General features: G+C 36.4%; 19 protein-coding genes. 14 read left to right on the plus strand and 5 right to left on the minus strand.

Annotated features, from left to right (window positions below):
* Nucleotides 1–15: 15 nt before the first annotated feature.
* A complete protein-coding gene (locus tag PQG54_RS03245; protein WP_271788904.1) occupies nt 16–2115 on the minus strand; it encodes a S9 family peptidase in 2100 nt (699 codons plus the stop codon).
* Nucleotides 2116–2351: 236 nt separating this feature from the next.
* Between PQG54_RS03245 and PQG54_RS03250 the strand changes: the two genes are divergently transcribed.
* Complete coding sequence (locus tag PQG54_RS03250; RefSeq protein WP_271788903.1) at nt 2352–2897, plus strand: hypothetical protein; 546 nt, start codon at nt 2352–2354, stop codon at nt 2895–2897.
* A gap of 112 nt (nt 2898–3009) precedes the next feature.
* Nucleotides 3010–4164, plus strand: coding sequence for a UDP-galactopyranose mutase (gene glf / locus PQG54_RS03255; protein WP_271788902.1), 1155 nt, complete (start codon nt 3010–3012; stop codon nt 4162–4164).
* A gap of 69 nt (nt 4165–4233) precedes the next feature.
* Here the strand turns inward: glf and PQG54_RS03260 are convergent, their stop codons facing one another.
* The gene (locus PQG54_RS03260; protein WP_271788901.1) at nt 4234–5463 is read right to left on the minus strand and encodes a HEPN domain-containing protein; all 1230 of its coding nucleotides are present in this window, start codon (nt 5461–5463) and stop codon (nt 4234–4236) included.
* A gap of 134 nt (nt 5464–5597) precedes the next feature.
* On the opposite strand from PQG54_RS03260, the gene purU reads away from it, so the two are divergent.
* Nucleotides 5598–6467 carry a formyltetrahydrofolate deformylase gene (gene purU / locus PQG54_RS03265; RefSeq protein ID WP_271788900.1) on the plus strand — a complete coding sequence of 290 codons (870 nt, stop codon included), beginning with the start codon at nt 5598–5600 and terminating at the stop codon, nt 6465–6467.
* A 91-nt stretch (nt 6468–6558) separates the two neighbouring features.
* Here the strand turns inward: purU and PQG54_RS03270 are convergent, their stop codons facing one another.
* Entirely contained in the window at nt 6559–7407 is an 849-nt protein-coding gene (locus PQG54_RS03270) for an NUDIX hydrolase (RefSeq protein WP_271788899.1), read from the minus strand.
* A gap of 128 nt (nt 7408–7535) precedes the next feature.
* On the opposite strand from PQG54_RS03270, the gene PQG54_RS03275 reads away from it, so the two are divergent.
* The 3 genes from PQG54_RS03275 (at nt 7536) to fusA (ending at nt 12041) form a co-directional block, all read left to right on the plus strand.
* Nucleotides 7536–9362, plus strand: a complete 1827-nt coding sequence (locus tag PQG54_RS03275) for an ABCB family ABC transporter ATP-binding protein/permease (protein WP_271788898.1) — start codon at nt 7536–7538, stop codon at nt 9360–9362.
* A 149-nt stretch (nt 9363–9511) separates the two neighbouring features.
* Nucleotides 9512–9814: a 50S ribosomal protein L28 gene (gene rpmB, locus PQG54_RS03280; RefSeq protein WP_271788897.1), complete on the plus strand. Its 303-nt coding sequence runs from the start codon at nt 9512–9514 to the stop codon at nt 9812–9814.
* 139 nt (nt 9815–9953) lie between these two features.
* Nucleotides 9954–12041: an elongation factor G gene (fusA, locus tag PQG54_RS03285; protein ID WP_271788896.1), complete on the plus strand. Its 2088-nt coding sequence runs from the start codon at nt 9954–9956 to the stop codon at nt 12039–12041.
* 280 nt (nt 12042–12321) lie between these two features.
* Here fusA and PQG54_RS03290 read toward each other — a convergent pair whose 3' ends face one another.
* Both PQG54_RS03290 and PQG54_RS03295 read right to left on the minus strand, forming a co-directional pair.
* Entirely contained in the window at nt 12322–12588 is a 267-nt protein-coding gene (locus PQG54_RS03290; protein ID WP_271788895.1) for a GlsB/YeaQ/YmgE family stress response membrane protein, read from the minus strand.
* Between the two features lie 82 nt (nt 12589–12670).
* A complete protein-coding gene (locus tag PQG54_RS03295; protein WP_271788894.1) occupies nt 12671–15493 on the minus strand; it encodes a phosphoenolpyruvate carboxylase in 2823 nt (940 codons plus the stop codon).
* 104 nt (nt 15494–15597) lie between these two features.
* On the opposite strand from PQG54_RS03295, the gene PQG54_RS03300 reads away from it, so the two are divergent.
* The 8 genes from PQG54_RS03300 to PQG54_RS03335 all read left to right on the plus strand — a co-directional run bounded on the left by PQG54_RS03300 (nt 15598) and on the right by PQG54_RS03335 (nt 24525).
* Nucleotides 15598–16908, plus strand: a complete 1311-nt coding sequence (locus PQG54_RS03300; protein WP_271788893.1) for a DUF445 domain-containing protein — start codon at nt 15598–15600, stop codon at nt 16906–16908.
* 133 nt (nt 16909–17041) lie between these two features.
* On the plus strand, nt 17042–17458 hold the full coding sequence (locus PQG54_RS03305; protein WP_271788892.1) for an RrF2 family transcriptional regulator: 417 nt from the start codon (nt 17042–17044) through the stop codon (nt 17456–17458).
* A 60-nt stretch (nt 17459–17518) separates the two neighbouring features.
* Nucleotides 17519–19012: a Fe-S cluster assembly protein SufB gene (sufB, locus tag PQG54_RS03310; RefSeq protein WP_271788891.1), complete on the plus strand. Its 1494-nt coding sequence runs from the start codon at nt 17519–17521 to the stop codon at nt 19010–19012.
* A gap of 9 nt (nt 19013–19021) precedes the next feature.
* Entirely contained in the window at nt 19022–19804 is a 783-nt protein-coding gene (gene sufC / locus PQG54_RS03315) for a Fe-S cluster assembly ATPase SufC (RefSeq protein WP_271788890.1), read from the plus strand.
* Nucleotides 19797–21077: a Fe-S cluster assembly protein SufD gene (gene sufD / locus PQG54_RS03320; protein ID WP_271788889.1), complete on the plus strand. Its 1281-nt coding sequence runs from the start codon at nt 19797–19799 to the stop codon at nt 21075–21077. The genes sufC and sufD overlap by 8 nt, the downstream gene beginning before the upstream one ends.
* On the plus strand, nt 21077–22309 hold the full coding sequence (locus PQG54_RS03325; RefSeq protein WP_271788888.1) for an aminotransferase class V-fold PLP-dependent enzyme: 1233 nt from the start codon (nt 21077–21079) through the stop codon (nt 22307–22309). Before sufD ends, PQG54_RS03325 begins: the two co-directional genes overlap by 1 nt.
* Before the next feature lie 64 nt (nt 22310–22373).
* Entirely contained in the window at nt 22374–22844 is a 471-nt protein-coding gene (locus PQG54_RS03330) for an SUF system Fe-S cluster assembly protein (RefSeq protein WP_271788887.1), read from the plus strand.
* A gap of 124 nt (nt 22845–22968) precedes the next feature.
* Nucleotides 22969–24525 (plus strand): glycosyltransferase family 2 protein, encoded by a 1557-nt coding sequence (locus PQG54_RS03335; RefSeq protein WP_271788886.1) that lies wholly within the window; start codon nt 22969–22971, stop codon nt 24523–24525.
* Nucleotides 24526–24539 lie beyond the last annotated feature (14 nt).

Consider the following 24539-nt stretch of genomic DNA (forward strand, 5'->3'; position numbering starts at 1 on the left):
TAAATTATATTTGATTTAAATCTTTTGATTAACAATGAATAAGGCGAACGCTTGGATAAAAGCAGCCTCTTTTAATGAGTCATATCGACCCGCAGTCCCGCCATGTCCGGTATCCATATTGATTTTCAACAGTAAAGGGGCATCGGATAGATTATAATCTCTTAACTTAGCAATCCATTTTGTGGGTTCCCAATAGGTTACCCTAGGGTCGGTTAATCCACCAATAGCAAGGATAGCAGGATAAGATTGTTTCTTTATGTTATCATAAGGCGAGTAACTTGCAATATATTCGTAGGCTTCTTTATCTTCAATAGGATTACCCCATTCTGGCCATTCAGGCGGTGTCAAAGGCAAAGAAATATCTGACATGGTATTCAACACATCTACAAAGGGAACCACTGCGACAATGGCTGCAAATAAATCGGGACGTTCATTGGCAATATAACCCATCACCATCCCTCCCGCGGAGCGTCCATCAGCAATAATAAGTCCAGCATTGGTATAGTTTTGTTGAATAAGATGTTCAGCGCAACAGATAAAATCTGTGAAGCTATTTATTTTGTTAAATTTACGTCCTTGTAAAAACCAATTCCACCCTTTTTCAGAACCACCGCGAACATGAGCAATGGCATAAATCCATCCTTGGTCAAGATAATTTAATGCCGTATTTGAAAATGTCGGATCAATCGCATATCCGTAAGAGCCATAACCGTAAAGCAGGACAGGCGTTTTCCCATTAAGTGGAGTATCTTTGCGATATGTGATGGTGATCGGGATTTGCTCGCCATCTGATGCAGTAGCCCATAAACGCTTTGTTTGATAATCGTTAGAGTTATGACCAGAGGAAATTTCTTGTATTTTAAGGGTTTTTCTTTCTCCCGTCCTCATATTATATTGATACCAATGACGAGGTGTTGTCGGGGATTGATAGCTATAACGAAGCCATTCTGTTTGATCGGTGAGCGTTTCGTCTAAAGATACAACGAAAGCCTCTTCCTCTCCTGATAATAGGGCTTCTTTACCATCTTTATTAGTAATGATAATGCGCGTATTGACGTTATGACGTTCTAAACGAACAAAAAAATCTTGATAAGCAATGGTTTCCATTAAATATGTTTCTGGATCATGTATAATCCATTCTTGCCAATTTGCAGAAGATAAATAGTGTTCTGAAAGCTGTTGGGGATTAGGTAGTGCCATCCGCATTAGTTTAAAATTATCAGCATCATTTAGATTTGTCTTAATGATAAAATGACCTTGCCAGTCTACTAATTCATATTGAATACCGACTTGTCGTTTCATAACACAGACAGGAGAAGCCGTTGGATCTTCATTTGAAAGAAGCCAAGTTTCATTCGTATCATGATCGTTGGCAGTAATAAATATCCATTGATTAGACAGGCTGCGTTCAATACCAAGGAAAAATCCAGGATCATGTTCTTCATAAATCAAAGTATCTTTTCCAGAAGCGAATTCGTGCCTAAAGATTTTAGTTGGGCGCCCGTGATGATCTCTGTAAATCCAGAAAAGATAATAACCACAAGGTGAAAATGCAAATTGTCCTGCACAGTGGGAAATGGTTTGGGGTAAGAGGACATTACTATTTAAATCTTTGATGCGAATATCCCATATTTCTGACCCTTGAGTATCCTCGGCATAGGCTAGATATTCGTGAGTTGGACTATGTTCAATATAGCCAACTTTATAGTAACTGGATTTGTTGGCTTCTTGATTAGGGTCAAGGATTGTTTGTTCTGTAAGTGATTGTATCGATTTCCGATAATATGTTTTAAATTCGTTCCCAGCCTCGTATCGAGATAGATAAATCCAATTACCATCCTCAAGTTCTGGACTGCTATCTTTATCAACAAGCCTGTTTTTCATTGAATGAAATAAGGTTTCTTGCAACTCTTTTGTTGGTTCAAGATAAGTATCTGTATAATTATTCTCGGCAATCAAATAAGATTCAATATCTTTTCTTAAAGATTTAGGATTTTGTAATACCTCTTGCCAATGCTCATCTTTGATCCACGCGTAAGAATCCGTGCGTTGATAACCGAGTTGTTCAAGATGCGTGGTCTGTTTTGATGCAATAGGAGGCAAAAGAGGTTTCATGAAATACTATATCCTTGATGAATGTTAATGAATTGAGAATATAACCAAAATGAGTGAAGAATAAATATCGTTTATTAAATATGTTGACCTTAATTTATACTAGGGTAATTGTTAAAAGAAAGTAAAACTATCATGAAAGGATATGAATTAAATGGTTAAAAAAGTGATATTCTTTTTGATGGGTTGTATTGCATTACGGTGGTTTTTTAGTTCTACGTCTTTACAAGATCAGTTATATGATTCGATTAAATCAAAATGTAAAAATCAAGAAAATTGTATTGTGCGTTTGCATGAAATCATGCCATTTAAATGGGATAAGGCTTACTTCTTTTCGCCTGAAAGTCCTTATTCATTTAACTATTGATAAGGTGATAGGAAATCAAACTCAACTGAAGCAAGATGTGACGACTACGCTGGTTGTTTTTACTCGAAACGGTAAAATAGTGAAAGAGGAGATTTTTGAAGTTATATATAGTGATTATTATGAGTTAAGACTTGCTCCTCTTTTTCAATTTTCTCCACGTGAAAGTATAGGTATCAATTTTGTTTTTAGAAAAAGTCGATTGAAAGAGTCGAATTATTTAGGAAATATTGATGATTTTGTAGATTTGGTTGGAGTTGAATATTATGAGATAACTCCACAAAATGATTTTCCGCGTGCAGGCTGTGAAACGTTTTATTTACGAGCAACAGGACGCGAGGTGTCAGTAAGTCAGTATAGGCTTAGTTTAAAGAATTTAAATCAGGTTGTTTTATTTAATCCTAAAACTCATAAAAATTAAAGATAATGAATGACCTTTAAAAAATCCTTTATATATGGTGGATATACTAGAAAGCTAATTCTTGTTATAAAGAATCAAATTAATTATTAAATTTATAAAATAAAGAAAAAACATGGAAAATAAGAAAATACTCATCGTTGGTGCTGGTTTTTCTGGCGCTGTTATTGGACGGTTGTTGGCAGAAGAAGGCTTCGACGTTCAAATTATTGATGAACGTTCACATACTGCAGGAAATTGTTATTCTGAGCGTGACAAAGAAACTGAGGTGATGGTGCATACTTATGGTCCTCATATTTTTCACACTGATAATGAAGAAGTATGGAATTTCCTTAACCAGCATGCAGAAATGATGCCTTATATTAACCGTGTTAAAACCACAGTTAATGGACAAGTTTTTTCTTTGCCGATTAATTTGCATACGATTAATCAATTTTTTCATAAAACTTTTTCACCATACGAAGCCAAAGAATTTATCAAAACAAAAGGAGATAGTTCCATTGCTGAACCTCAATCTTTTGAAGAGCAAGCACTTAAATTCGTGGGAAAAGAATTGTACGAGGCGTTTTTTAAAGGCTATACCTTAAAACAATGGGGATTACATCCTTCTGAACTGCCTGCTTCTATTTTAAAACGGTTGCCTGTTCGTTTTAATTATGATGATAATTATTTCAGTCATAAATTCCAAGGGATGCCAAAAGATGGTTATACCGTCATTGTTGACAGTATCATGGATCATAAAAACATCACTGTTTCTTTGAATACCAAATTTGATAAAGAAGATCAGGGAAAATATCGTCATATTTTCTATAGTGGTCCATTAGATGCCTATTTCGATTATCAACATGGTCGCTTGGCTTATCGTACATTGGATTTTGAAAAATTTACTTATCAAGGGGATTATCAAGGCACTGCGGTAATGAATTATGGTGAAGAATCTGTTCCTTATACGCGTATTACAGAGCATAAATATTTTGCGCCATGGGAAAGCCATGAGGGATCTGTGATGTATAAAGAATTTAGTCGTTTATGCACAGAAAAAGATTTGCCATATTATCCAATTCGCTTAGTTGGTGAAATGACTCAATTGGAAGAATATGTTGATTTAGCCGAACAAGAAAGCAATGTAACGTTTGTGGGTCGTTTAGGGACTTATCGTTATTTAGATATGGATGTCACAATTGCAGAGGCGTTAAAAACGGCAAAAGTATTTTTAGAAAATGCTCGTGATAATAAGAAAATGCCAGCTTTTACGGTGGCAATGAAATAGACAGTTTGGCAAATAGAGAAGGGGTATTCTGTGAAGAATATTCCTTTTTATATAGATAGTCGAGTTGCATTAGTAAGAGAGTTTAGCATCTGTAATCATATCGTATAATTGATTGATTGTTTTAAGACTTTTACATTTTGGATTATTTAAAAGCTCTATGATGGCATCTCGTAGTAGTGTATTCATTCGATGAAAATCTATGTTCTTAGATGATAGACTTCCATGAACTAATGCAGAGCGTGCTTTGTATATTTCTTTTGTAAATTTTATAATTTCTTTCCTATGCTTTAAGTCCTTGCCAATGATGAATGCAAGACAATCAGATAGTTTATCAGTGATACTTCTTTGGAATAACTGTCCTTCATCAAAAGAAAATAAAGCCTCTATAGCGATGCACGTGTATATGAGAGAATTTTTTTCATCTTCACTACGTATAGACTCTCCAACAGCAAGGCTGGCACTTAAAATACGTTTTTGAATATCTGTTATTTTTGAGGATTTTGGATTGTTTTTAATTTGTTGATAGAAATTCCATAAATCATTTAGTTGAGTATAATTTGAAGAGCTCAATAGTATATTCATATCAAATGGTCGAAAAGAATTACTGTGGTAGCATGCTGCTATGTTATTCCATTCAAGATCATAGAGGTAATATTCATAAAATTGTGTTGTGATAAGATTATCATTATTAATAATACAAAATAGGTTGTTTATTAGTATATTATAATTATGGCTAATATCTTTTGTAATAAAAAGAAGTAATCTATTAAAGTCTAAAAAGTATGCTGATGCTTTTTTAAAGGGCATGTTATAATCATATATATGAGTTATATTAGTTTTAAGATATAAGAAATTTTCTTTTCCAAGCTTCTCTGGTAAATCGTGATTATACCCCATTTCAAAACATCCCATTTGTATAGGTGTTTGACAATTTTCTAATGAAATACCTTCTATACGTGTAATTATTTGCATAGTGGAAGGCTCTATGGAAGTAAGATTTTTGAAAAAATCTTCTTGATTTTTTATTGTGTACAAGACGTTATTTATTTTTGCAGAAAGCAAATTTCTTTTTATACAATCATCTATAGTTTCTTCAGTGAAATTAGACGAAATATTTTGCGTGAAATATTTTATGAGGTTGTTTTTAACTTTTTTATATTCTGTTATCTTTTGATCAATTACAATCAAAGATGTCTGATCTCGATATGGACGAAAAAAGATCTTTGATTTTATAGCTTTATCAAAAGAAGATAAGTCTATTAAAGATAGCAATTCATTCAGCAACTCATAAAGCTGCATTTAACCCTCCAACAATATCTCTCAAACAATCTTAACATTATCTTAACAAGAAAGTTATAAAATTTACAAAATCGCATCAATATCGTGTATAATTTGCCAATTAATAAAAATTAAAAACAGCAAGTTATAAATTAATGACCAAAAATAATATTAATGACTATGTATTAACCCTTTCTTGTCCCGATCAGCCTGGGATAGTGGCGGCAATTTCCACTGGACTATTTGAGGCAAAAGCAAATATTTTAGAATCTCAACAGCATGACGATCCTTCAGGGCGTTTTTTTATGCGTGTTGTTTTTGCTTTGGAAAATCAAAGTGAACTCTATGAATGGTTATATGCACGTTTAGAAGCTCTGGCAGGTCAGTTTAAAATGACATGGTCTTTGCATAACCGATCAAAACGCAGGCGCGTAATGCTGATGGTTTCAAAGATGGATCATTGTTTGGTGGACTTGCTATATCGTTGGCGAATAGGGGAGTTACCTATTGAACCAGTAGCGATCGTTGCGAATTACCCCAAAGAAGAATACGCCCATATCGAAATGAAAGATATTCCTTTTTATTATCTGCCGATTTCCAAAGAGACTAAAAAAGAACAAGAACAACAATTATGGGATATTATTAAAGAAACTCGAACAGAATTAGTTGTTCTGGCACGATATATGCAAATTCTATCTGCTGATATGATTAAAAAGCTACCCGGGCAATGTATTAATATTCATCATTCTTTTTTGCCAGGCTTCAAAGGGGCTAAGGCCTATCATCAAGCCTTTGCTCGTGGCGTTAAATTGATCGGTGCAACAGCCCATTATGTCACCGAAGATCTTGATGAGGGGCCGATCATTGAACAAGACGTTGAACGTGTCAGTCATCGTGATATCCCAGAAGATTTGGTGCGCAAAGGGCGTGATATTGAACGGCGTGTATTGGCCAAGGCTGTTCGCTATCATGTCGAAAATCGTGTCATACTCAATGGTAATAAAACAGTTATTTTTGCTGATTAAAGAGTTAAAGCCTAATGATTAAGTAAATTGGCTTAATCATTAGCGTAATTTAATGTTATTTTTGTTCGATATATCGACGCTATAGACTGGATTATGGAAATAACTTTCCCTTCAATCCAACTTTAAGCATTTGTGCGTTAGCAGATTTACTGGAAATAATCCCTAAACGTAGAAACAAATCGATCAATACAAGATTTATATTAAACTTAAAATCATTTGTTTCACAAACGCGTTGATAAACATCTGTGATTTTCATTAACTCGAACCCAATAGCTTCACCATCAATTGGGATTGGTTTGAACTCTTCAGGTAACCATATATCATAACAATATAATACATCGCGACGTAAACCTTCGGGACGAAGCATGCTATAGGTAACTATGCTAGTATATTCAGCTTTAGAAATGAGTTCAGCTGGAATATTAGCTTCTTCTTCAGCTTCTTTTGCTAATGCTGTTTTATGGGTATAGCCAGCTGGGATACCTCCCGCAACGATGTGATCCAACTTATTAGGGTCAAGGCGTTTATGAGGGGATCGTTTGGCAATCCATAGATGCGTTTCATTATCCTTTTTGACCAAACCATTGAGGTGGACACCCGTGCCAATTATGCCCAAAGAAGGTAAAACAGCTCTGTCTATTTGTCCGATAGGTTTTGCATGAGGTGAAGGATAAACATCGAATAGTTCATCCATCGTTTGAATGATTTTATCTTGGATCAGTTTTTCGCCTAATATTTGCAATGTTAAGGTATCAGGTAAAGTATCGATGTGGTCATCTGCTTTATACACACCATAATGATATAAACTTTTCATAAAGTCAGGTCTGACCCAACCGACGATTTGATTGCAAGCACGAAAAGGAAGGAAATCTTTATGAAGTTGCGCTGTATTGCATTGTTGTATGTAGCTTAATAATGTTTTAAATTCAGAGGGTTGCATAAATAACCTTTGATATAACTTTAATGATGATAATGTAAAATATTTTACAAGAAGAGCGTAATTGGTCTGTATTTAATTTTTTTATTCTTCTACACTATAAACTTTATATAACATTTTAAAAATTGAATATGTCAAGATACTCTAAATTTCATTTTTCTGCCAAAGATAGTAACCGATCAGGCTGGTCAACTTTGCTTGAACTTCTGTCTTATTTATGGCCTAAACATCAACCCATGATGCGTTTGCAGTTGGTTGGTGCCACATTGCTGATGATTATCGCCAAAGTTTCAGCTCTTGGTATTCCTTATTTATATAGTAAAGTTGTCGATATTTTGTCCAAAACGCATGGACAAGATTTGGTTTATATCCCGATTTGGCTGATTTTAGGATATGGGCTTATTCGTATTATTTCTAGCTTATGTTCAGAGTTAAAAGATACCGTTTTTGCACCTTTACGCTTCAGAGTGATGCGTACAATTACGTTGCGATGCTTTGAGCATATGCATAATTTATCTTTGAAATTTCATCTTAATCGTCATACAGGTGCGATTACGCGTGCGATTGAACGCGGTAGCGAAGGGGTGGAAACAATCCTTCGGGTTGGTGTTTTTAGTATTGTGCCAACCTTAATTGAAGCACTAATGGTTATAATTGTCATCGCAAATCTGTATGACTGGCGTTATACGGTTTTGGTTTGTGTGGCTGTGTTAGCATATTTTTTGTTCACGATTTGGTTTACGTCATGGCGTATACAAATTCGTCGTCAAATGAATGAGATCAATAATGAAGCGAATAATCGTGCATTAGATAGCTTATTAAATTACGAAACAGTAAAATATTTCGGTAATGAAGCGCACGAAATTAAACGTTATGATGAATCTTTAGAGCGGTATGAAAAAGCATCTATTACAACGCAAATGACGTTGAATGGGCTAAATTTTGGGCAATCTTTAATCATTGCTGTGGCGTTGACTTCGGTGATGCTGTTGGCAGCTCATGATATTGTCATGGGTTATTTTTCCGTTGGGAAATTTGTATTGATAAATACATATTTAATGCAGTTGTATCAGCCGCTGAATTTCTTGGGCAGCGTTTATTCGAATCTTAGAAAATCGATCGTTGACTTGGAAAATATGTTTTCTTTGCTCTCGCAAGATCCGGAAGTTGATAATCATAAAGATACGAAACATTTGCCAGCTAATCTTTCAGAAGCAGGGCCAGCTAAGATCGAATTTCAAGATGTATATTTTGGCTATGATATAGAAAGAGAAATCCTTCATGGGGTCAGCTTTGCAGCCGAACCAGGCAGTCAAGTCGCGATTGTTGGACCAACGGGGGCAGGAAAATCAACGATTAGCCGTTTGTTATTCCGTTTTTATGATGTTAATTCAGGTTCCGTTAAAATTGATGGGCAGGATATTCGTGACTATATTCAATCGAATTTACGCGCTGCAATAGGGGTTGTTCCCCAAGATACCGTCCTTTTCAATGACACCATTGAGTATAATATTGCCTATGGGCGGTTAGGGTGTAGCAAAGAAGAAATAGAACATGCGGCAAAATTAGCACAAATACACGATTTTATTCAAAGCTTACCCGATGGTTATCAAACATATGTAGGGGAGCGCGGATTAAAATTATCAGGCGGTGAAAAGCAACGTATTGCGATTGCTAGGGCAATTTTAAAGAACCCTCGAATTCTGATTTTAGACGAGGCTACGAGTGCATTAGACAGCCGCACGGAACAGGAAATACAGCAAGCTTTGGATAGGGTGGCAAAAGGTCGAACAGTTGTCACGATTGCTCATCGCTTATCGACCATTGTACATTCTGATTTAATTCTCGTGATGATTGATGGGAAAGTCAGAGAGCAAGGCACTCATGAATTTTTGCTTGCAAAAAATGGTTTTTATGCCAGTATGTGGGCTATTCAAGCAAAACAATCTGATGAATAAATTTTATTTATAGAATTTTTCTGGATTTTAATGTAGAAACATTTAAAACCCTTGACTATTATTATAAATTTAGTCATTTAGAACGTATTAAGTATTCGTTATTCTTGCCGAGCATTCGTGTGTCGGCTTTATTATCTGGGGATAAAAGCATGTCTCGCCGTTGCCAAATTACAGGCAAAGGTGTGTTGACAGGAAATAATGTCAGTCACGCCAACAATAAAAATCGCCGTCGTTTCTTGCCTAACTTGCAAGATTATTCTTTATTGTCTGAAATTCTAGGACAATCAATCCGTTTACGTGTTACCAATCATGGATTGCGTACCATTGAACATAATGGTGGTCTTGATAACTTTTTGTTAACAACACCGAATCGTAAACTTACAGAAGAATCTATGGTTATTAAACGCCGTATTCTTCAAGCTCGTAATAAGAAAATGGCTGCAACAGCCTAATTTATTACTTGAATGCTAATAGATAAAACCCCTCTTAAATAATTATTTATTTAGAGGGTATTCTTGTTTTTTATCGATTTGATACTGAATATTTCTTTTATTAAAAATTGTATCATTCATCGTTTGTGGAGGTTTCCCTTTGTCCGCCCAGTCTGAACTTTCAAAAATTCGTAATATAGGTATTACCGCACATATTGATGCTGGTAAAACAACAACAACTGAACGTATTTTATATTACACTGGTGTTTCTCATAAGATTGGTGAGGTTCACGATGGAAACACCACAACCGACTATATGGATCAAGAACGCGAAAGAGGGATTACCATTACCTCTGCTGCGGTGACTTGTGAATGGAAAGATCACCGTATTAACATCATCGACACCCCGGGTCACATCGATTTTAACATCGAAGTGAACCGTTCTTTGCGCGTTCTCGATGGTGCTGTGTTCGTTATCGAAGGTGTTGCTGGTGTTCAACCACAATCTGAAACAAACTGGCGTTTGGCTGATCGTTACAACGTTCCACGCGTGATCTATATCAATAAATTAGATCGTACAGGTGCTAATTTCGATTATGCGTTCAGCACATTAAAAGAAAAATTAGACATCGTTGCAATTCCATTGCAATTCCCAATTGGTGCCGAAGAAAATCTTAAAGGTATTGTTGACCTTGTAGAAATGAAAGCATTAGTTTGGGAAGGTGATGAACTCGGCGCTAAATTTAACGTTGTTGAAATCCCAGAAGAGCTACAAGAAAAAGCAGCAGAGTGGCGTGAAAACCTACTAGATACAGCTTTGGCTATGGATAATGCTGCTATGGAAGAATACTTTGAAAAAGGTGACGTTTCCGTAGAAGTTCTAAAGAAATGTATTAAAAAAGGTACAATTTCTGGTGAATTCCGTCCTGTTGTTTGTGGATCATCTTTCAAAAACAAAGGCGTTCAACCTTTGTTAGATGCAATTATTGATTACTTGCCAGCTCCCGATGATGTTGAAGGTATTCGTATTGCGCCTCCTGAAGATGAAGAAGTTGACGAAAATACATTACCAATTATTCCAGTCGATCCAGATGGAAAATTTGCAGGTCTAGCATTTAAAATTATCAATGATAAATATGGTTCACTGACATTCGTTCGTGTGTATCGTGGTGTATTACGTTCTGGTGATACAGTGTTAAATACAACCCATGGTCATAAAGAACGTATTGGTCGTATTTTCCAAATGCATGCTGATAAACGTCTTGAACTTAAAGAGGTTCATGCAGGGGATATTGCAGCATTCGTTGGGTTGAAAGACACAAAAACGGGTGATACTTTGGCAGATTCTTCTGATCCGGTCATTTTGGAACGTATGCAATTCCCAGTACCTGTTATTGATATTTCTGTTGAGCCAAAAACAAAAGAAGCAGTGGAAAAAATGACACTTGCTCTTCAAAAATTGGCTGCTGAAGATCCTTCTTTGCAATTAAAAACAGATCAAGAAACTGGACAAACCATTCTTTCTGGTATGGGTGAGTTGCATCTTGACATTATCATTGATCGTTTGCGTCGTGAATATGGCGTTGATGCGAATATTGGTGCACCTCAAGTTGCTTATCGTGAAACCATTACTCAGCCTCATACTGAAGTTTATACACATAAGAAACAATCTGGTGGTGCAGGTCAGTACGCTGAAGTCAAAATTATTTTCGAACCAACCGAGCGTAATGAAGGTATTGTGTTTGAAAATAAAATTGTTGGTGGTGCGGTTCCAAGAGAATATATCCCAGCTGTTGATAAAGGGATCAGAAACCAAGCATCTTCTGGTGTTCTAGCTGGCTTCCAAACCGTTGACTTTAAGTTCACATTGGTTGACGGTAAATACCATGATGTTGACTCTTCTGCATTGGCGTTCGAAATCGCTGGTAAAGCTTGTTTCCGTGAAGGTATGAAAAAAGCTGGTCCAGTCATTCTTGAACCAATTATGGACGTTGAAATTACCACACCAAATGATCACGTTGGTGATGTGGTTGGTGATCTTAATCGTCGCCGTGGAATGATCCAAAATCAAGAAACAGCAGGCAGCACCGTTATGGTTCGTGCTTATGTTCCTTTGAAAGAAATGTTTGGATATATTTCTGACTTACGTTCTATGACAAAAGGTCGTGCATCATTTACGATGCAATTCCATCACTACGATCCAGTTCCTCGTAACGTTGCTGATGAAATTATCAACCAATCTTCATAAGATTGAGTTGATAGTCTAATTATAAAAGCGAATGTCAAACTGGCATTCGTTTTTTTTTAGTTAAATTACTTATATATTAGAAATCTATTTTTCGATTTCGTTGATTATGACTAGCTCAAAATCTTTATTTTAATACAGGTCATATAATGTGAGAATAAGCTTAATTAATTTAGCATAGTCACATTTGTGACGACTATTAAAGTTGACCAACATTATTTTGACAATAATGTTGGTTTTATTAGAAATTCATCAATTTTGAATACTGTAAGTGAAAAATGGATTAGGTGTTTGGGTTATTATACATAACTTCAACAACTTTTTTATAAATATATAGAAGAATTAATGCACCAATTACAGAGAAAATAAAGCCAGCGCTTTGCCCTTCGTGATATATGTTGAGTGCTTTCCCTAGCCAAGTTGCAAAGCTTGATCCAGCAATCCCTAAGATTACCGTGATGATAAAGCCTCCAGGTTGTTTTCCTGGCATTAAAAATTTAGCAATAGCACCGATAATGAATCCGATAATGATTGCCCAAATAATTGACATTGTTTTTTCCTTTATTTTGATATCAGTATTAATTAATAAGATGTACTGTTTTTGAATAAAAACAACCTAAGATAATCAAAATTTAACCAAAAGCGTGTAACCTGTGAATTAATGCAACACTTATTTCACGGATCAGATCGAAATTCCTTTGAATGGGTTTAAATATTTGACGATCATCCATTGCATAGGCACCTTCATTACGAGGGGCTTTAGGTTCATAAAAATATAAATCAGAGACATGTTCTTCAGCCTGAGGAAACACATGTAGCAATACATTGAGTGCCGTTGGAATTTCTAATGAAAGAATTTTTGTTTCAAGTGCTTCCCTACTGAAATCATGATATGGAGAAAAATATGGGATCTGCGTTGAAAGCATCCATATTTCTTCAATGATAGTTAATCGAATAGCATGAAGTAAGATTTCTTTGGCATCCATACTGGGGGCTTCTTCCCAAATGGATAGTAAGGTAATATTATCAGCTTGCACACGTTGAAACGTAGCTTGAGTACTTGCCCACAAATCCATTCTTCTTAGACCTTTTGCCAATGATAAATACGATTCACGTAAATTAGGGTCATCTTCTGAATTCGCTCTGTCCAACCATATGCCTGGATCAAGCATGTAGATAATTGCACGTAAAACAGTAGAGTTAGAATGTTTCAACGCATGACGAGCAAAGTCAAGAGATCTTTTAAAACGAGGACTGTGTTGTAACATTTCTTGGAATGTTTCAGGATTTGCAGATGCGGCTGTACCCAATCCTTGTAGTGTGTTTGCACACCACCCCAGCTGCTGCAAGATTGCGTTGTTTGGAATGGCCCTCAATTGTCTTGGGTGTTTAATTGTTGTCACACTGGAAGAAGTATCACTTTGTCTTACAGCAGGACGGGAACCTGTGCGATCAATAAGGGCTGGGCCGAAAACGCTTAATAAGGTTCCATATCCTTTATCTTTGACTAGTTCTTTCATTTCAGAGCTAATGGTAGAGAAAAAATCAGCACTAAAATCGCTTTCTTCATAAATGGGATCTTCTTCATCAAGATCAAAATTATAAATATGTTTTGCAATGATACTGATGGTTGCGTTGGCCATCGCTTGTGATCCAAAAAGCAAATATCCATCGCCACCTTGAAAAGAGGTCTCTTGCCGTGTGCATATCCCATGTTTTTCAAACACGAGTTCTGTTTTTTTAGGAGATAAATACTTAAGGCGATCTTCCATACTAAATGGATGACCACCACGTCCCATGCTTTCGCCGTGTGTATCAAAAAGAATAAGGTTAACTTCAGTTAATTCATATTTATTTAACAATGCAGCGATTTTTTGGCGTAGTTTTTCAATTTGATATGTTGCTGAAATTTGACCGATGAAACGGCCAGAATCAGAATATCCAAATTGTAAACATAATTTTCCTGTGTGACGCAGATAATCTCTCCAATGGGGGGATCTCAGTGCTTGTTCAATAATATTTGCACCGTGTTGAAGGGCATTATCTGTTTCAAATAAAGGCGATATTTCAATTTGTTTTTCAATACCAAATAAGCGTGCCAGCCACAGTGCAACTAATAAAGTGTATCCATTTTCAGTTTCCGCAATTAAGAAACGAATGGGGGTTTTAGTATCAACATGTTTAATAATTTGTGTTAATAACATCATTAATGTGCTGGCAGATGCTTTTTCGGTAATTAGAGATCCAAAATCAACAGGGATTGGTGTAACATTTTCCAAAGCGGTATTAATTGTGTTGAACAATGTCCTTGTATGAGAACGATTATCAGGATTGCTGGTAATCCCTAAACGCTGACGCGCCATATTATGGATTTGGACAGAATTTAAACGCACATGTGTATGACATAAACTCATGCCGTGGCTTATAAAACCAGCGCGTGCAATCAGCAAGTCGATTTTGTAGTTTTCGCTGACTTGAGTGAGGGCTTGATCAAAAAGTGGAATTAAGTCATCACTTGACAATAAAGCATCTTGACGGTTTTCAATTAACTCTCTAGCAAAGTCAGAGAATTGATCTGGATTATCATTTGCTGGGCACTGTTGTCTTTGTTTTTTTACAGTTTTCAAAGCAAGAGAAACGCGTTGTTTTAACTCATCAATTCCATTTTCGATGGGCTCCAGTTGATGATGCAATCGTTGTAATTGTAACTCTTTCATTTTCAAGCGAATATTAAGACTGTCCCACCAACCAATATCCGTACGCCCATCCGTGTCATATCCAACCCAGCTGCTTAATAAAATAGAGCAAGGTGTCAAACTAGTCCAATAATCAGGCCAATATTTTTGTGCAGTCTCAAAGAGATATCGATTGAACATATCTAATGCATTTCTGGCACGTTCAATCGCATGAATTGCAAGGTCTAGTTCTTCTTTTAAAGTTGGAGCTTCGGCTCTGCGGTGGGTTGAAAAAAAAGGAACTCGAGTATCTTCGTCAATTGGGTGACTGGCGATGTCTGCAAGTGCAGTATAAACAGTATTTGCTATTGAAAAGGTAGGATGTGCAGTAAATACAGCGGCAAATTGACTGACTTCCACTAATGAACGAAAAGTTTCAAAACTTTCCTTAGTATTAGATTTGCATGAAGTCGTGGCTTGTTGCACTATATTTTGAATGGTTGCTTCTATGCGGCTTTCGATAATTTCTTTATCAGGATTATTTACATATTTTCGTAAATGTATAGCATGCGACAGAAATGCTGAATCTCTGAGATGTTGAATAATTTCTTGTAAATTATCAAAAGAAATTTGACCAGATTTTAACTGTTGTTTAATTTTTTGTGATAATGTTAATACTGGGTTCTCTGTTGGTTCATGGTTGTGTTTAGACATTAATTGAGAGGTTAACGCAACCAGTTGATCCAAAATTTCGGAAGATGATGCTGAATTGTTATTCATAGGTAAATAATCCATATGGTAATAAAATAACTTTATATATGGTGTTTATGATTGAATATTATGGATAAAATGAAAAGACATAAATTTTATTTTTAAGAATAAAAATGCAAGAAAAAGTTGAAAACACAGAAAAAACGTCTGAATCAGATCATTTGGCATGGGTATCATTTATTCGATATCGTCGAATAGCAACAGGGCTATTGATGTTGATGGGGATACTTACCTTTTTAGGATATCTGCTGCCATATTACGGAATTATTCACGACAGTTTTTTGCTTAATGTTTTTCGAACAGGAGCGCAAGCTGGCTTTATCGGTGGATTTGCGGATTGGTTTGCTGTCACAGCATTATTTCGTCATCCAATGGGTTTGCCTATTCCACATACTGCGATTCTTCCTATGCAGCAAAAGCGTCTGGGAAAGGGATTGGGGTATTTTATCGCACGATATGTTTTTACCAAAGATGAAGTGAAAGATACGTTAAATAAAATAGATTTTCCTAGTTTAATTGCACGGTATTTATCTAATCCAACGAACATCGATGTGTGTGCTAAAATTATAATGAATTCTGTTCCCAATATGCTGGATCGTTTTGAAGATGGGCGAGCCAGCACGTTTGTAAGCCGTATCTTCTCACGTTTATTGAGTGGTGAATCGCTTTCGCCATTAATGGTAAGATCATTGCGTACGATGGTCGATAACGAACATCATCAAGAAATTGTCTCATTTCTATTAGAAGTTATAAAAAAGAATTTAAAAGAGAAAGAAGATAGTCTGAAAGAAATTATCCAAGATCGTGTTAAAGAGCAGGGTGGGCGTTTTCTGGGGTGGATGATTGGTGGATCTGTTGCATCCAAGGTTTTGCTTGGAATTAATAAAGAAATGGATCGTATTGATCCACAAAATTCAGATTTGCGACATGGTATTGCAGAATGGATAAAAAAAGAAATTGATAAATTTGAAACCAACCCAGAGCGAAGTGAGAAAATATCAGAAGCTTTAAAGATTTTTGTAGATCATGAAAGTGTTCAAGATTGGCGAGAGGATATTTGGCAAAAAATTCGAACACTTGTCGAGGAAGATATTGAAAATGACGATGGTTGGATGAAAAATCTGATTCATGATACGCTTCTTTATTTAGCAACACAGTTGCGCGAAGATCCATCCGTCCGTGAAAAAGTCACAGCAACGCTTCAGGGGGCTGCTTTGCGATCTTTACCTCACACGCAACAGTGGTTAGTGGACTTTACTGAAAATGTTGTTGCTGGATGGGACAGTAAGGCTCTTGTTTCACGTTTAGAAACAAGAATAGGAAAAGATTTACAATTTATCCGAATTAATGGCTCTATTGTAGGTTTTTTAGTAGGTATAATTATCTACTTATTCATCTATGTATGCTTTGGTTCTGTTACTTAACAGAGAAAATTTCATCACTTTTACAAATAGATCTTTTAAAACGCTTTTAAATGGACTAAAGTAGTCCTATATACAGTAAATAGTTAACGTTAAGCTGAAATACGGCTTGCCCTTTTATAATGAAACATGATCTATGCTTAAGATATCTAAATTAACAGATTATGCAACTATTCTTTTAATTCACCTTTCACGCCATCAAAAGGCGATTTCGTCCTCGATATTGGCTGTTGAAACAGGTGTTCCAGAGCCCACTGTGGCTAAGGTTTTAAAGATGTTGACGCGAGCAACCCTTGTGCAGTCATGTAGAGGTGCAGGCAGTGGGTATATGTTAAAATCTACTTTGGATCAAATTACACTTGCTTCAGTTATTTTAGCGATAGAAGGTCCCATAGATCTGGTAAATTGCGATCATGAGCATTGTCGCGTTACTTTGAAAAATTGTACATTATATGGAAAATGGGAAGGGATTAGTTTGCAAGTAAGAGATGTATTTGAAAAGGTAACTATCGCTGATTTGCAAAATCAAAATAAAGCGATTCATTCGTGCTAAATGATTGTCTAAACCGTTAAAAATAAAAATATAAAATATTCAAGAAACAAGAGTACTAGAATGACTAAACCAACTCAGGATGAAGCCCTGTTAAAGCAATTAGAACCGAATGCTTACAAATGGGGATTTGAAACTCAAATTGAAATGGATATGGCTCCGAAAGGTTTAAATGAAGATATTATTCGTTTAATTTCCGCTCGTAAAGAAGAGCCTGAGTGGATGTTGGCATGGCGTTTAAAAGCCTATCATTTATGGTTAACGATGACACCACCACAATGGGCAAAGGTTGGTCATCCAGAGATTGATTTTCAAGATTTGCATTATTATGCGGCACCTAAAAAGAAAAAAGGGCCGAAATCCTTGGATGAAGTCGATCCAGAGCTTTTAAGGACCTATGAAAAATTGGGTATACCATTAAAAGAACGAGCTATCTTGGCTGGTGTCGAGGGTGCAGAAGAAATGTCTGATAATCACCCACCCGTTGCAATTGATGCTGTGTTTGACAGTGTTTCCGTGGCAACTACGTTTAAAGAAACATTATCCAAAGCGGGTGTAATTTTTTGCCCAATTTCAGAAGCCATCAGAGACTATCCAGAGCTGGTGAAAAAATATCTGGGGAGTGTTGTTCCCCAAGGTGACAACTTTTACTCTGCGTTAAATTCAGCTGTATTTACTGATGGTTCTTTTGTGTATATTCCAAAAGGGGTGCGCTGCCCGATGGAGCTATCAACTTATTTCCGTATCAATGCTAAAAATACAGGTCAATTTGAGCGCACTTTGATTATTGCAGACGATAAATCTACCGTATCTTACTTAGAAGGTTGTACCGCACCTCAACGCGATGAAAATCAGCTTCATGCCGCCGTAGTTGAACTCATTGCCATGGAAGATGCCTTCATCAAATATTCCACCGTTCAAAATTGGTATCCTGGCGATAAGGATGGCAAGGGCGGGATTTATAATTTTGTGACGAAACGTGCTGCTTGTCGTGGTGCGCGTGCTCGGGTATCGTGGACACAAGTTGAAACGGGTTCAGCAATTACATGGAAGTATCCATCTTGTATTTTACAAGGTGAGGGATCAATTGGTGAATTTTATTCTGTTGCAGTGACCAATGGTCATCAACAAGCCGATACAGGTACAAAAATGATTCACATTGGACGGAACACGCGTTCAACAATTTTAGCAAAAACAATCAGTGCTGGTAAATCTGACAGTACTTATCGTGGTTTAGTTAGAATGTTGCCAAGAGCTAAAGATGCACGTAACTTCACTGAATGTGATAGTTTGTTGATTGGGGATCAATGTGGGGCGCATACGGTTCCTTATATTGAAAGTCAAAATAGCTCTGTTAAAATTGAGCACGAAGCAACAACCTCTAAAATTTCAGATGAACAGCTCTTTTACTGTCAACAACGTGGTCTTTCAAAAGAAGAAGCGATTGGGTTGATTGTCAATGGCTTTTGTAAAGATGTATTAAAAGAACTCCCGATGGAATTTGCAGTGGAAGCACAGCAGCTTTTGCAAATTAGTCTTGAAGGAAGTGTGGGATAAATAAAGAAAATGAATATGGTTTTAGAAATTAAAAATTTGCATGCTTCTGTTATTGATGAAACTGCAGAAGATAGTCGGAAAGAAATTTTAAAAGGCGTTAATTTATCTATTCCAGCTGGTGAAACACATGTCATTATGGGGCCTAATGGTTCTGGGAAATCGACTTTATCTTATGTATTATCAGGGCATCCAAGCTATGAGGTGACAGAGGGATCTGTAACTTTCAAGGGGCAAGATTTGTTGGTAATGACCCCTGACGAACGTGCTGCAACGGGTTTATTCCTGGCGTTTCAAGCACCCGTCGAGTTGCCTGGTGTCAATAATGCGAATTTTCTACGCACTGCGGTGAACTCTGTTCGTAAAGCACGCGGGCAAGAGGAGTTAGATCCTGTTAAGTTTCTTAAACTAGTACGTGAACTTGCTAAGAAACTGTCTTTTTCAACCGATATGTTAAAACGTAATGTGAATGTTGGGTTCTCGGGTGGGGAAAAGAAACGTAACGAAGTTTTACAAATGACGTTGTTAGAGCCTTCTTTTGCAATTCTAGATGAAACCGACAGTGGACTAGATATTGATGCACTTCGTATTGTTGCGGAAGGGGTGAAGTCTTTACGTTCTCCTGAGTTTTCATCATTGATTATTACCCATCATCAAAGATTATTAGATCATATTCAACCTGATTATATCCATGTTTTGGCTAAAGGTCGTATTATTCACACGGGTGGTCCAGAGCTTTCTCGTCAATTAGAGGCAGAAGGCTATGGTCGTCTTGTTGGAGAAGCTGATGCATAAGAATTCTGAGGAGAGTAAAGATACGGGACTATCTTCACTTTTGTCTCGTGTTAAAGGAAAAAACACCTCTTCTGAACAGGAGAAAGCAATCAGATTGCTTTCTGAAGCAGGGCTTCCTTCACGACGTGTTGAAAATTGGAAATATACGGATCTAAGATGGTTCAATCAGCACCAATTCGTAAAGCCTGTGCCAGTAAATACACAACAAGTGCAAGAATGGTTAGAGGAAAACGTTTTTCCTTTGCCTAACTTATCTGAACTTCCGCGTTTAATTATAGCGAACGGTCAAATTATCAAAGAATTTTCTACATTGTTTGATGACTCAAATTGCCAAATTGACATAAAAGATGGTGTATATGGGTCTTTGGGGCGACTCCAAAAAGACATTATGACCACTTTGAATTATGCAATAGGTCAACAAACGCTTCAGCTGACAATTTCAAAAGGACAACAAGCGGGTACAATCTTATTCGTTTATTTGGGTTATGGGCAAAATGATGGATTGGTTTCTTTTCATCATAGATTGAATATTGAACTACAAGATCATGCGCAGTTGTCCGTTATTGAAATGAACGCGGGTTGTGGTGAGTATTTTACCAATCCTGTTTGTGAAATTAAAGTTGGCCCCAGAGCCAATTTCGAATATAATAAACTGCTTAATTCTTCTCTAGAAAGTTATAATTGTGCTAATTTGTATGTATCATTGGCAGATCATGCAACGTACCGTCAGTTTTTAATTTCCAAAGGCTCTAAATTTTCTCGTCAAGAAGTTTATATTGATATAAATGGCGAATGGAGCAACGCCTCTTTTCAAGCTGTTCAAAAACTTGCTGATAGACAACATGCAGATATTACAACGGTGTTTTCTCATTTAGTGCCGCATTGTCAATCAGACCAGAACGTCAAGAATATTTTAACTGATCAAAGTCATGGGGTTTTTCAAGGGAAAGTTTTTGTTCATCAAAAAGCCCAGAAAACAAATGCACAACAGCAAAATCAAGCATTGTTGCTTTCCGATCAAGCTGAAATTAACACAAAACCAGAGCTTGAGATCTATGCAGATGATGTGAAATGTTCTCATGGTGCGACTGTTGGGGCTTTGGATGAAGATCAACTATTCTTTTTAATGGCCAGAGGCATCCCCTTCCATCAAGCCAGAGATATTTTAATTAATGCCTTTGTTGCTCAGGCAGTTGAAGATGTGAATGATCCAATTGCCAAGCAGCTATTAAAAGAACAATTGGGCGTTGAAGTGGTAGAGGATATTACATAATGCACGAATCAGCTATTTTTGACATTGAAGCGATCAGAAAAGATTTCCCTATTTTACAGCAAAAAATTAACGGTAAACCATTTGTTTTTTTAGATAGTGGGGCATCTGCTCAAAAGCCGATACAGGTTATTGAGGCAATACAGAAATCTGTTTATACGCAATATGCAAACGTTCATCGTGGTGTTTATACGATGAGCGAAGCAATGACAGACCAATACGAAGCTGTCCGTCAAAAAGTGGCTGATTTTATGGGTGCGGCCTCTGCTGATGAAGTCATTTATACGAAAAACAGCACTGAGGCGATCAATCTTGTCGCGCATTCTTATGGCTCTTTACTACAAAAAGGGCAGGGTATTGTTATTACCGAGATGGAGCATCATGCTAATCTTGTCCCTTGGCAAATGCTGCGCGACCGTACGGGGCTTCATTTATATGTCGCACCAATTACGGATCAAGGGGATATAGATTTAATTGCGTTAGAGCAAATTCTTGTTGATAATGATATTGCTTTGGTTGCTGTGACGCATATGTCAAACGTGCTGGGAACGATCAATCCTATTAAGATGATTGCAACAATGGCACATCAAAATGGAGCAAAAATCTTAGTCGATGGTAGCCAAGGAATTGTACACCAACAAGTAAATGTTCAAGATCTGGACGTTGATTTTTATACATTTACGGGACATAAACTTTACGGCCCTACGGGGATTGGGATTTTGTGGGGTAAAAAAGAACTGTTAGATCAAATGCCACCTTTTATGGGCGGTGGGGATATGATTGAACGGGTAACTTTTGAAAAATCAACATGGGCTCTACCTCCTGTAAGATTTGAAGCGGGTACGCAACCGATCTTAGAAGTAGTAGGGCTTGGCGCTGCGATTGATTATGTTTTATCGATTGGTTACGAAAATATAACTCAACATGACGAACGTCTAGTTGAGTATGCAATTAAAAAAATGCAAGAAATCGAGGGATTATCTATTTTAGGTAACCCAGAGAAACGCGGTGGTGTAATTGCTTTTACCATGGACAAGGCACATGCGCATGATATTGCAACGTTGCTTGATCAAAATGGGATTGCCGTGCGTGCAGGGTCTCATTGCGCAGAACCTTTGTTACATCGGTTACATCAAACCAGTGTGGCTCGGGCAAGCTTTGGTATTTATACTTCTTTTCAAGAAATAGATTATTTTGTCGATACGTTGAAAGTTATTAAACAATTATTTATTTAATAAAGAAGTATTTTTATTACTAGTTTTATGATAGTTTAAATTAATCGTTATAGTTGGTGTTTTAATGGAAAATAGCGTTATATCATCTGTCGATAAGCAAGAGGTCGATTCTGTGTCTGAAAATATTCAAACTGATATTCATACAGAAGAATCTAACCCAAAGTCTTCTGTCGAATCCTGGAAACCAGATGAAGACCAATCCAGTTCGGAAGAGGGTAAATCTGCTGGTGGAGAAATTAATGAAAATGCTGTTATAGACGCAATTTCAACGGTTTATGATCCTGAAATACCCGTTAATGTTTATGATTTGGGATTGATTTATGCAGTCGATTTGCATGATGATGGTCGTGTTCATGTTGAAATGACGTTGACAGCACCAAATTGCCCTAGTGCTCAGGAACTTCCTATCATGATCCAACAAGCAATTGAAAAAGTAGATGGCGTTGTTGAAGTCAAAGTAGATGTTGTGTGGGACCCACCTTGGGATGTTTCCCGAATGAGTGATGAGGCTCGTCTGACACTCAATATGTTTTAATTTTCTTTCTATTCTATGCTACACTCTGGGCAATCTTTATAAAAGATTGCCTTTTTTTTATCAAGCTTATAGGTATAACTTTGTGTAAGATCAATAATCTAAAAATATTAAGGATAATTTAATAATGACCAAAGTCGCTATTGCTCTATTTGTTAAAAATGAACATAGCGATATTGCTGGTTGGATAGCTTGGTATCAAGCTATAGGTGTTGAAAAATTATATATATTCGACGATTATTCAACTGATGGCACTTTTGAAATTATCTTAGCTGCAGCACGACTTTACAATATTCAATATTTTAGAACTGATCCTATTCAACAACCGAATTTTTATTGGCGACAGCGAGATTCTTTTATGTTGGCAGCAAAATTGGCAAAAGGGGAATATGATTGGATTGGTTTTCTAGATGCAGATGAATATGTTTATTTAAACGCTTACGATAATATTTCTGATTTCTTAGATCAATTCCCTCATGCCGATGCTGTGGCAATAAACTGGTGCATTTATGGGAACTCTAATAAAGTCATACGTCCAAAAGGAATGACTGTAGAAATTTTTCTTGAGCATTCAGATGCTTTCTTTGGTGATAATCAACAAGTCAAAAGCTTCATTCGTCCTGAGAAACTTGGATGTCGTTACATTAATCCGCATCAATATGATATTGATTTATCAAGATATGTCGATGTAAAGGGAAATGTAATTGAATGGCGTGGTTGTAACAAAGATGTAGAGTGGGACGGTGCGAAAGTAATGCACTATATTTGTCGTAGCATGGAGCAATATATAGGGCGCATTAAGAAACGAGCTGATGATTTAGGAGATAATATCAAACATTGGCAACGGTATGGTTTCCACTTTGATAATATCTATATTGATGAAGAACCATTAAGAATGATGCCAAAAGTGCGGCAATATTTATCAGAAATAAGTCGACAGATTATTCGCAATATTAGAAAGCAGATAAAAGAAAAGCCTTTTTTAGAAGCAATTTCTTTTTATCCTGATACATATGAATATTCTTTGAAGCCTCAGGAAAATAGCTTATATCAAACCTTTAAAAAAATGACTGATTTTGAAGAGAATTTTCCTATTATTGTAAAATTAGTTGGTAAGGATGAATACAATCTTTATATATCCGTCATTGAACAACAATTGGTACAAACTGCTGAGCAACATGCCAAAATAGAGTCTTTCCTTCCTATTTATGGCCTTATTTTTCCATATTTATCAGATGTTATTATTCTAACCGCATTGCTTGATGAAAAATATGTTCCAGTTTCTTTTATTATCGATGGGCAGAATCTATTGTCATCGGAACATTATTTACAAGCTTCATTAAATGAGAACCAACAAAAATATTGCTTAACTTCTATCTACGATTCTAAAAGATTGGGTTTTCCCCAGCAACAAATAGAAAATATTCAGTTTTATGACAAAGCAAATGCTCATTCAGCAAACTTTGATTGGGAAATTCAGGTCATCCAAACAACATTAAATGAAGAAAATATAGATATACCTCATCTTTATCCTCATACGAGTTTGAAAGATTTATATCCAATTTTAAATAAACTGTCTCAGGAAGCAGACAGAGAGTTTTTACGTATCGTTTCAAATTTAAACCCTTTTGAAAAGGGAAAATTAAAATTGTTATTTCCAGGACAGATCGACCAGTTTTTATAAAAAAAGCTAGAACA

The organism is Commensalibacter communis (assembly GCF_947179015.1).
GTDB classification, from domain to species: Bacteria; Pseudomonadota; Alphaproteobacteria; order Acetobacterales; family Acetobacteraceae; genus Commensalibacter; species Commensalibacter communis.

What these genes read in the sequence shown, in the direction of transcription:
- PQG54_RS03245 (WP_271788904.1), bottom strand. Translation starts at nt 2,115, where the DNA reads ATGAAACCTCTTTTGCCTCCTATTGCATCAAAACAGACCACGCATCTT.
- PQG54_RS03250 (WP_271788903.1), top strand. Translation starts at nt 2,352, where the DNA reads ATGATTCGATTAAATCAAAATGTAAAAATCAAGAAAATTGTATTGTGC.
- glf (WP_271788902.1), top strand. Translation starts at nt 3,010, where the DNA reads ATGGAAAATAAGAAAATACTCATCGTTGGTGCTGGTTTTTCTGGCGCT.
- PQG54_RS03260 (WP_271788901.1), bottom strand. Translation starts at nt 5,463, where the DNA reads ATGCAGCTTTATGAGTTGCTGAATGAATTGCTATCTTTAATAGACTTA.
- purU (WP_271788900.1), top strand. Translation starts at nt 5,598, where the DNA reads ATGACCAAAAATAATATTAATGACTATGTATTAACCCTTTCTTGTCCC.
- PQG54_RS03270 (WP_271788899.1), bottom strand. Translation starts at nt 7,407, where the DNA reads ATGCAACCCTCTGAATTTAAAACATTATTAAGCTACATACAACAATGC.
- PQG54_RS03275 (WP_271788898.1), top strand. Translation starts at nt 7,536, where the DNA reads ATGTCAAGATACTCTAAATTTCATTTTTCTGCCAAAGATAGTAACCGA.
- rpmB (WP_271788897.1), top strand. Translation starts at nt 9,512, where the DNA reads ATGTCTCGCCGTTGCCAAATTACAGGCAAAGGTGTGTTGACAGGAAAT.
- PQG54_RS03290 (WP_271788895.1), bottom strand. Translation starts at nt 12,588, where the DNA reads ATGTCAATTATTTGGGCAATCATTATCGGATTCATTATCGGTGCTATT.
- PQG54_RS03295 (WP_271788894.1), bottom strand. Translation starts at nt 15,493, where the DNA reads ATGAATAACAATTCAGCATCATCTTCCGAAATTTTGGATCAACTGGTT.
- PQG54_RS03300 (WP_271788893.1), top strand. Translation starts at nt 15,598, where the DNA reads ATGCAAGAAAAAGTTGAAAACACAGAAAAAACGTCTGAATCAGATCAT.
- PQG54_RS03305 (WP_271788892.1), top strand. Translation starts at nt 17,042, where the DNA reads ATGCTTAAGATATCTAAATTAACAGATTATGCAACTATTCTTTTAATT.
- sufB (WP_271788891.1), top strand. Translation starts at nt 17,519, where the DNA reads ATGACTAAACCAACTCAGGATGAAGCCCTGTTAAAGCAATTAGAACCG.
- sufC (WP_271788890.1), top strand. Translation starts at nt 19,022, where the DNA reads ATGAATATGGTTTTAGAAATTAAAAATTTGCATGCTTCTGTTATTGAT.
- sufD (WP_271788889.1), top strand. Translation starts at nt 19,797, where the DNA reads ATGCATAAGAATTCTGAGGAGAGTAAAGATACGGGACTATCTTCACTT.
- PQG54_RS03325 (WP_271788888.1), top strand. Translation starts at nt 21,077, where the DNA reads ATGCACGAATCAGCTATTTTTGACATTGAAGCGATCAGAAAAGATTTC.
- PQG54_RS03330 (WP_271788887.1), top strand. Translation starts at nt 22,374, where the DNA reads ATGGAAAATAGCGTTATATCATCTGTCGATAAGCAAGAGGTCGATTCT.
- PQG54_RS03335 (WP_271788886.1), top strand. Translation starts at nt 22,969, where the DNA reads ATGACCAAAGTCGCTATTGCTCTATTTGTTAAAAATGAACATAGCGAT.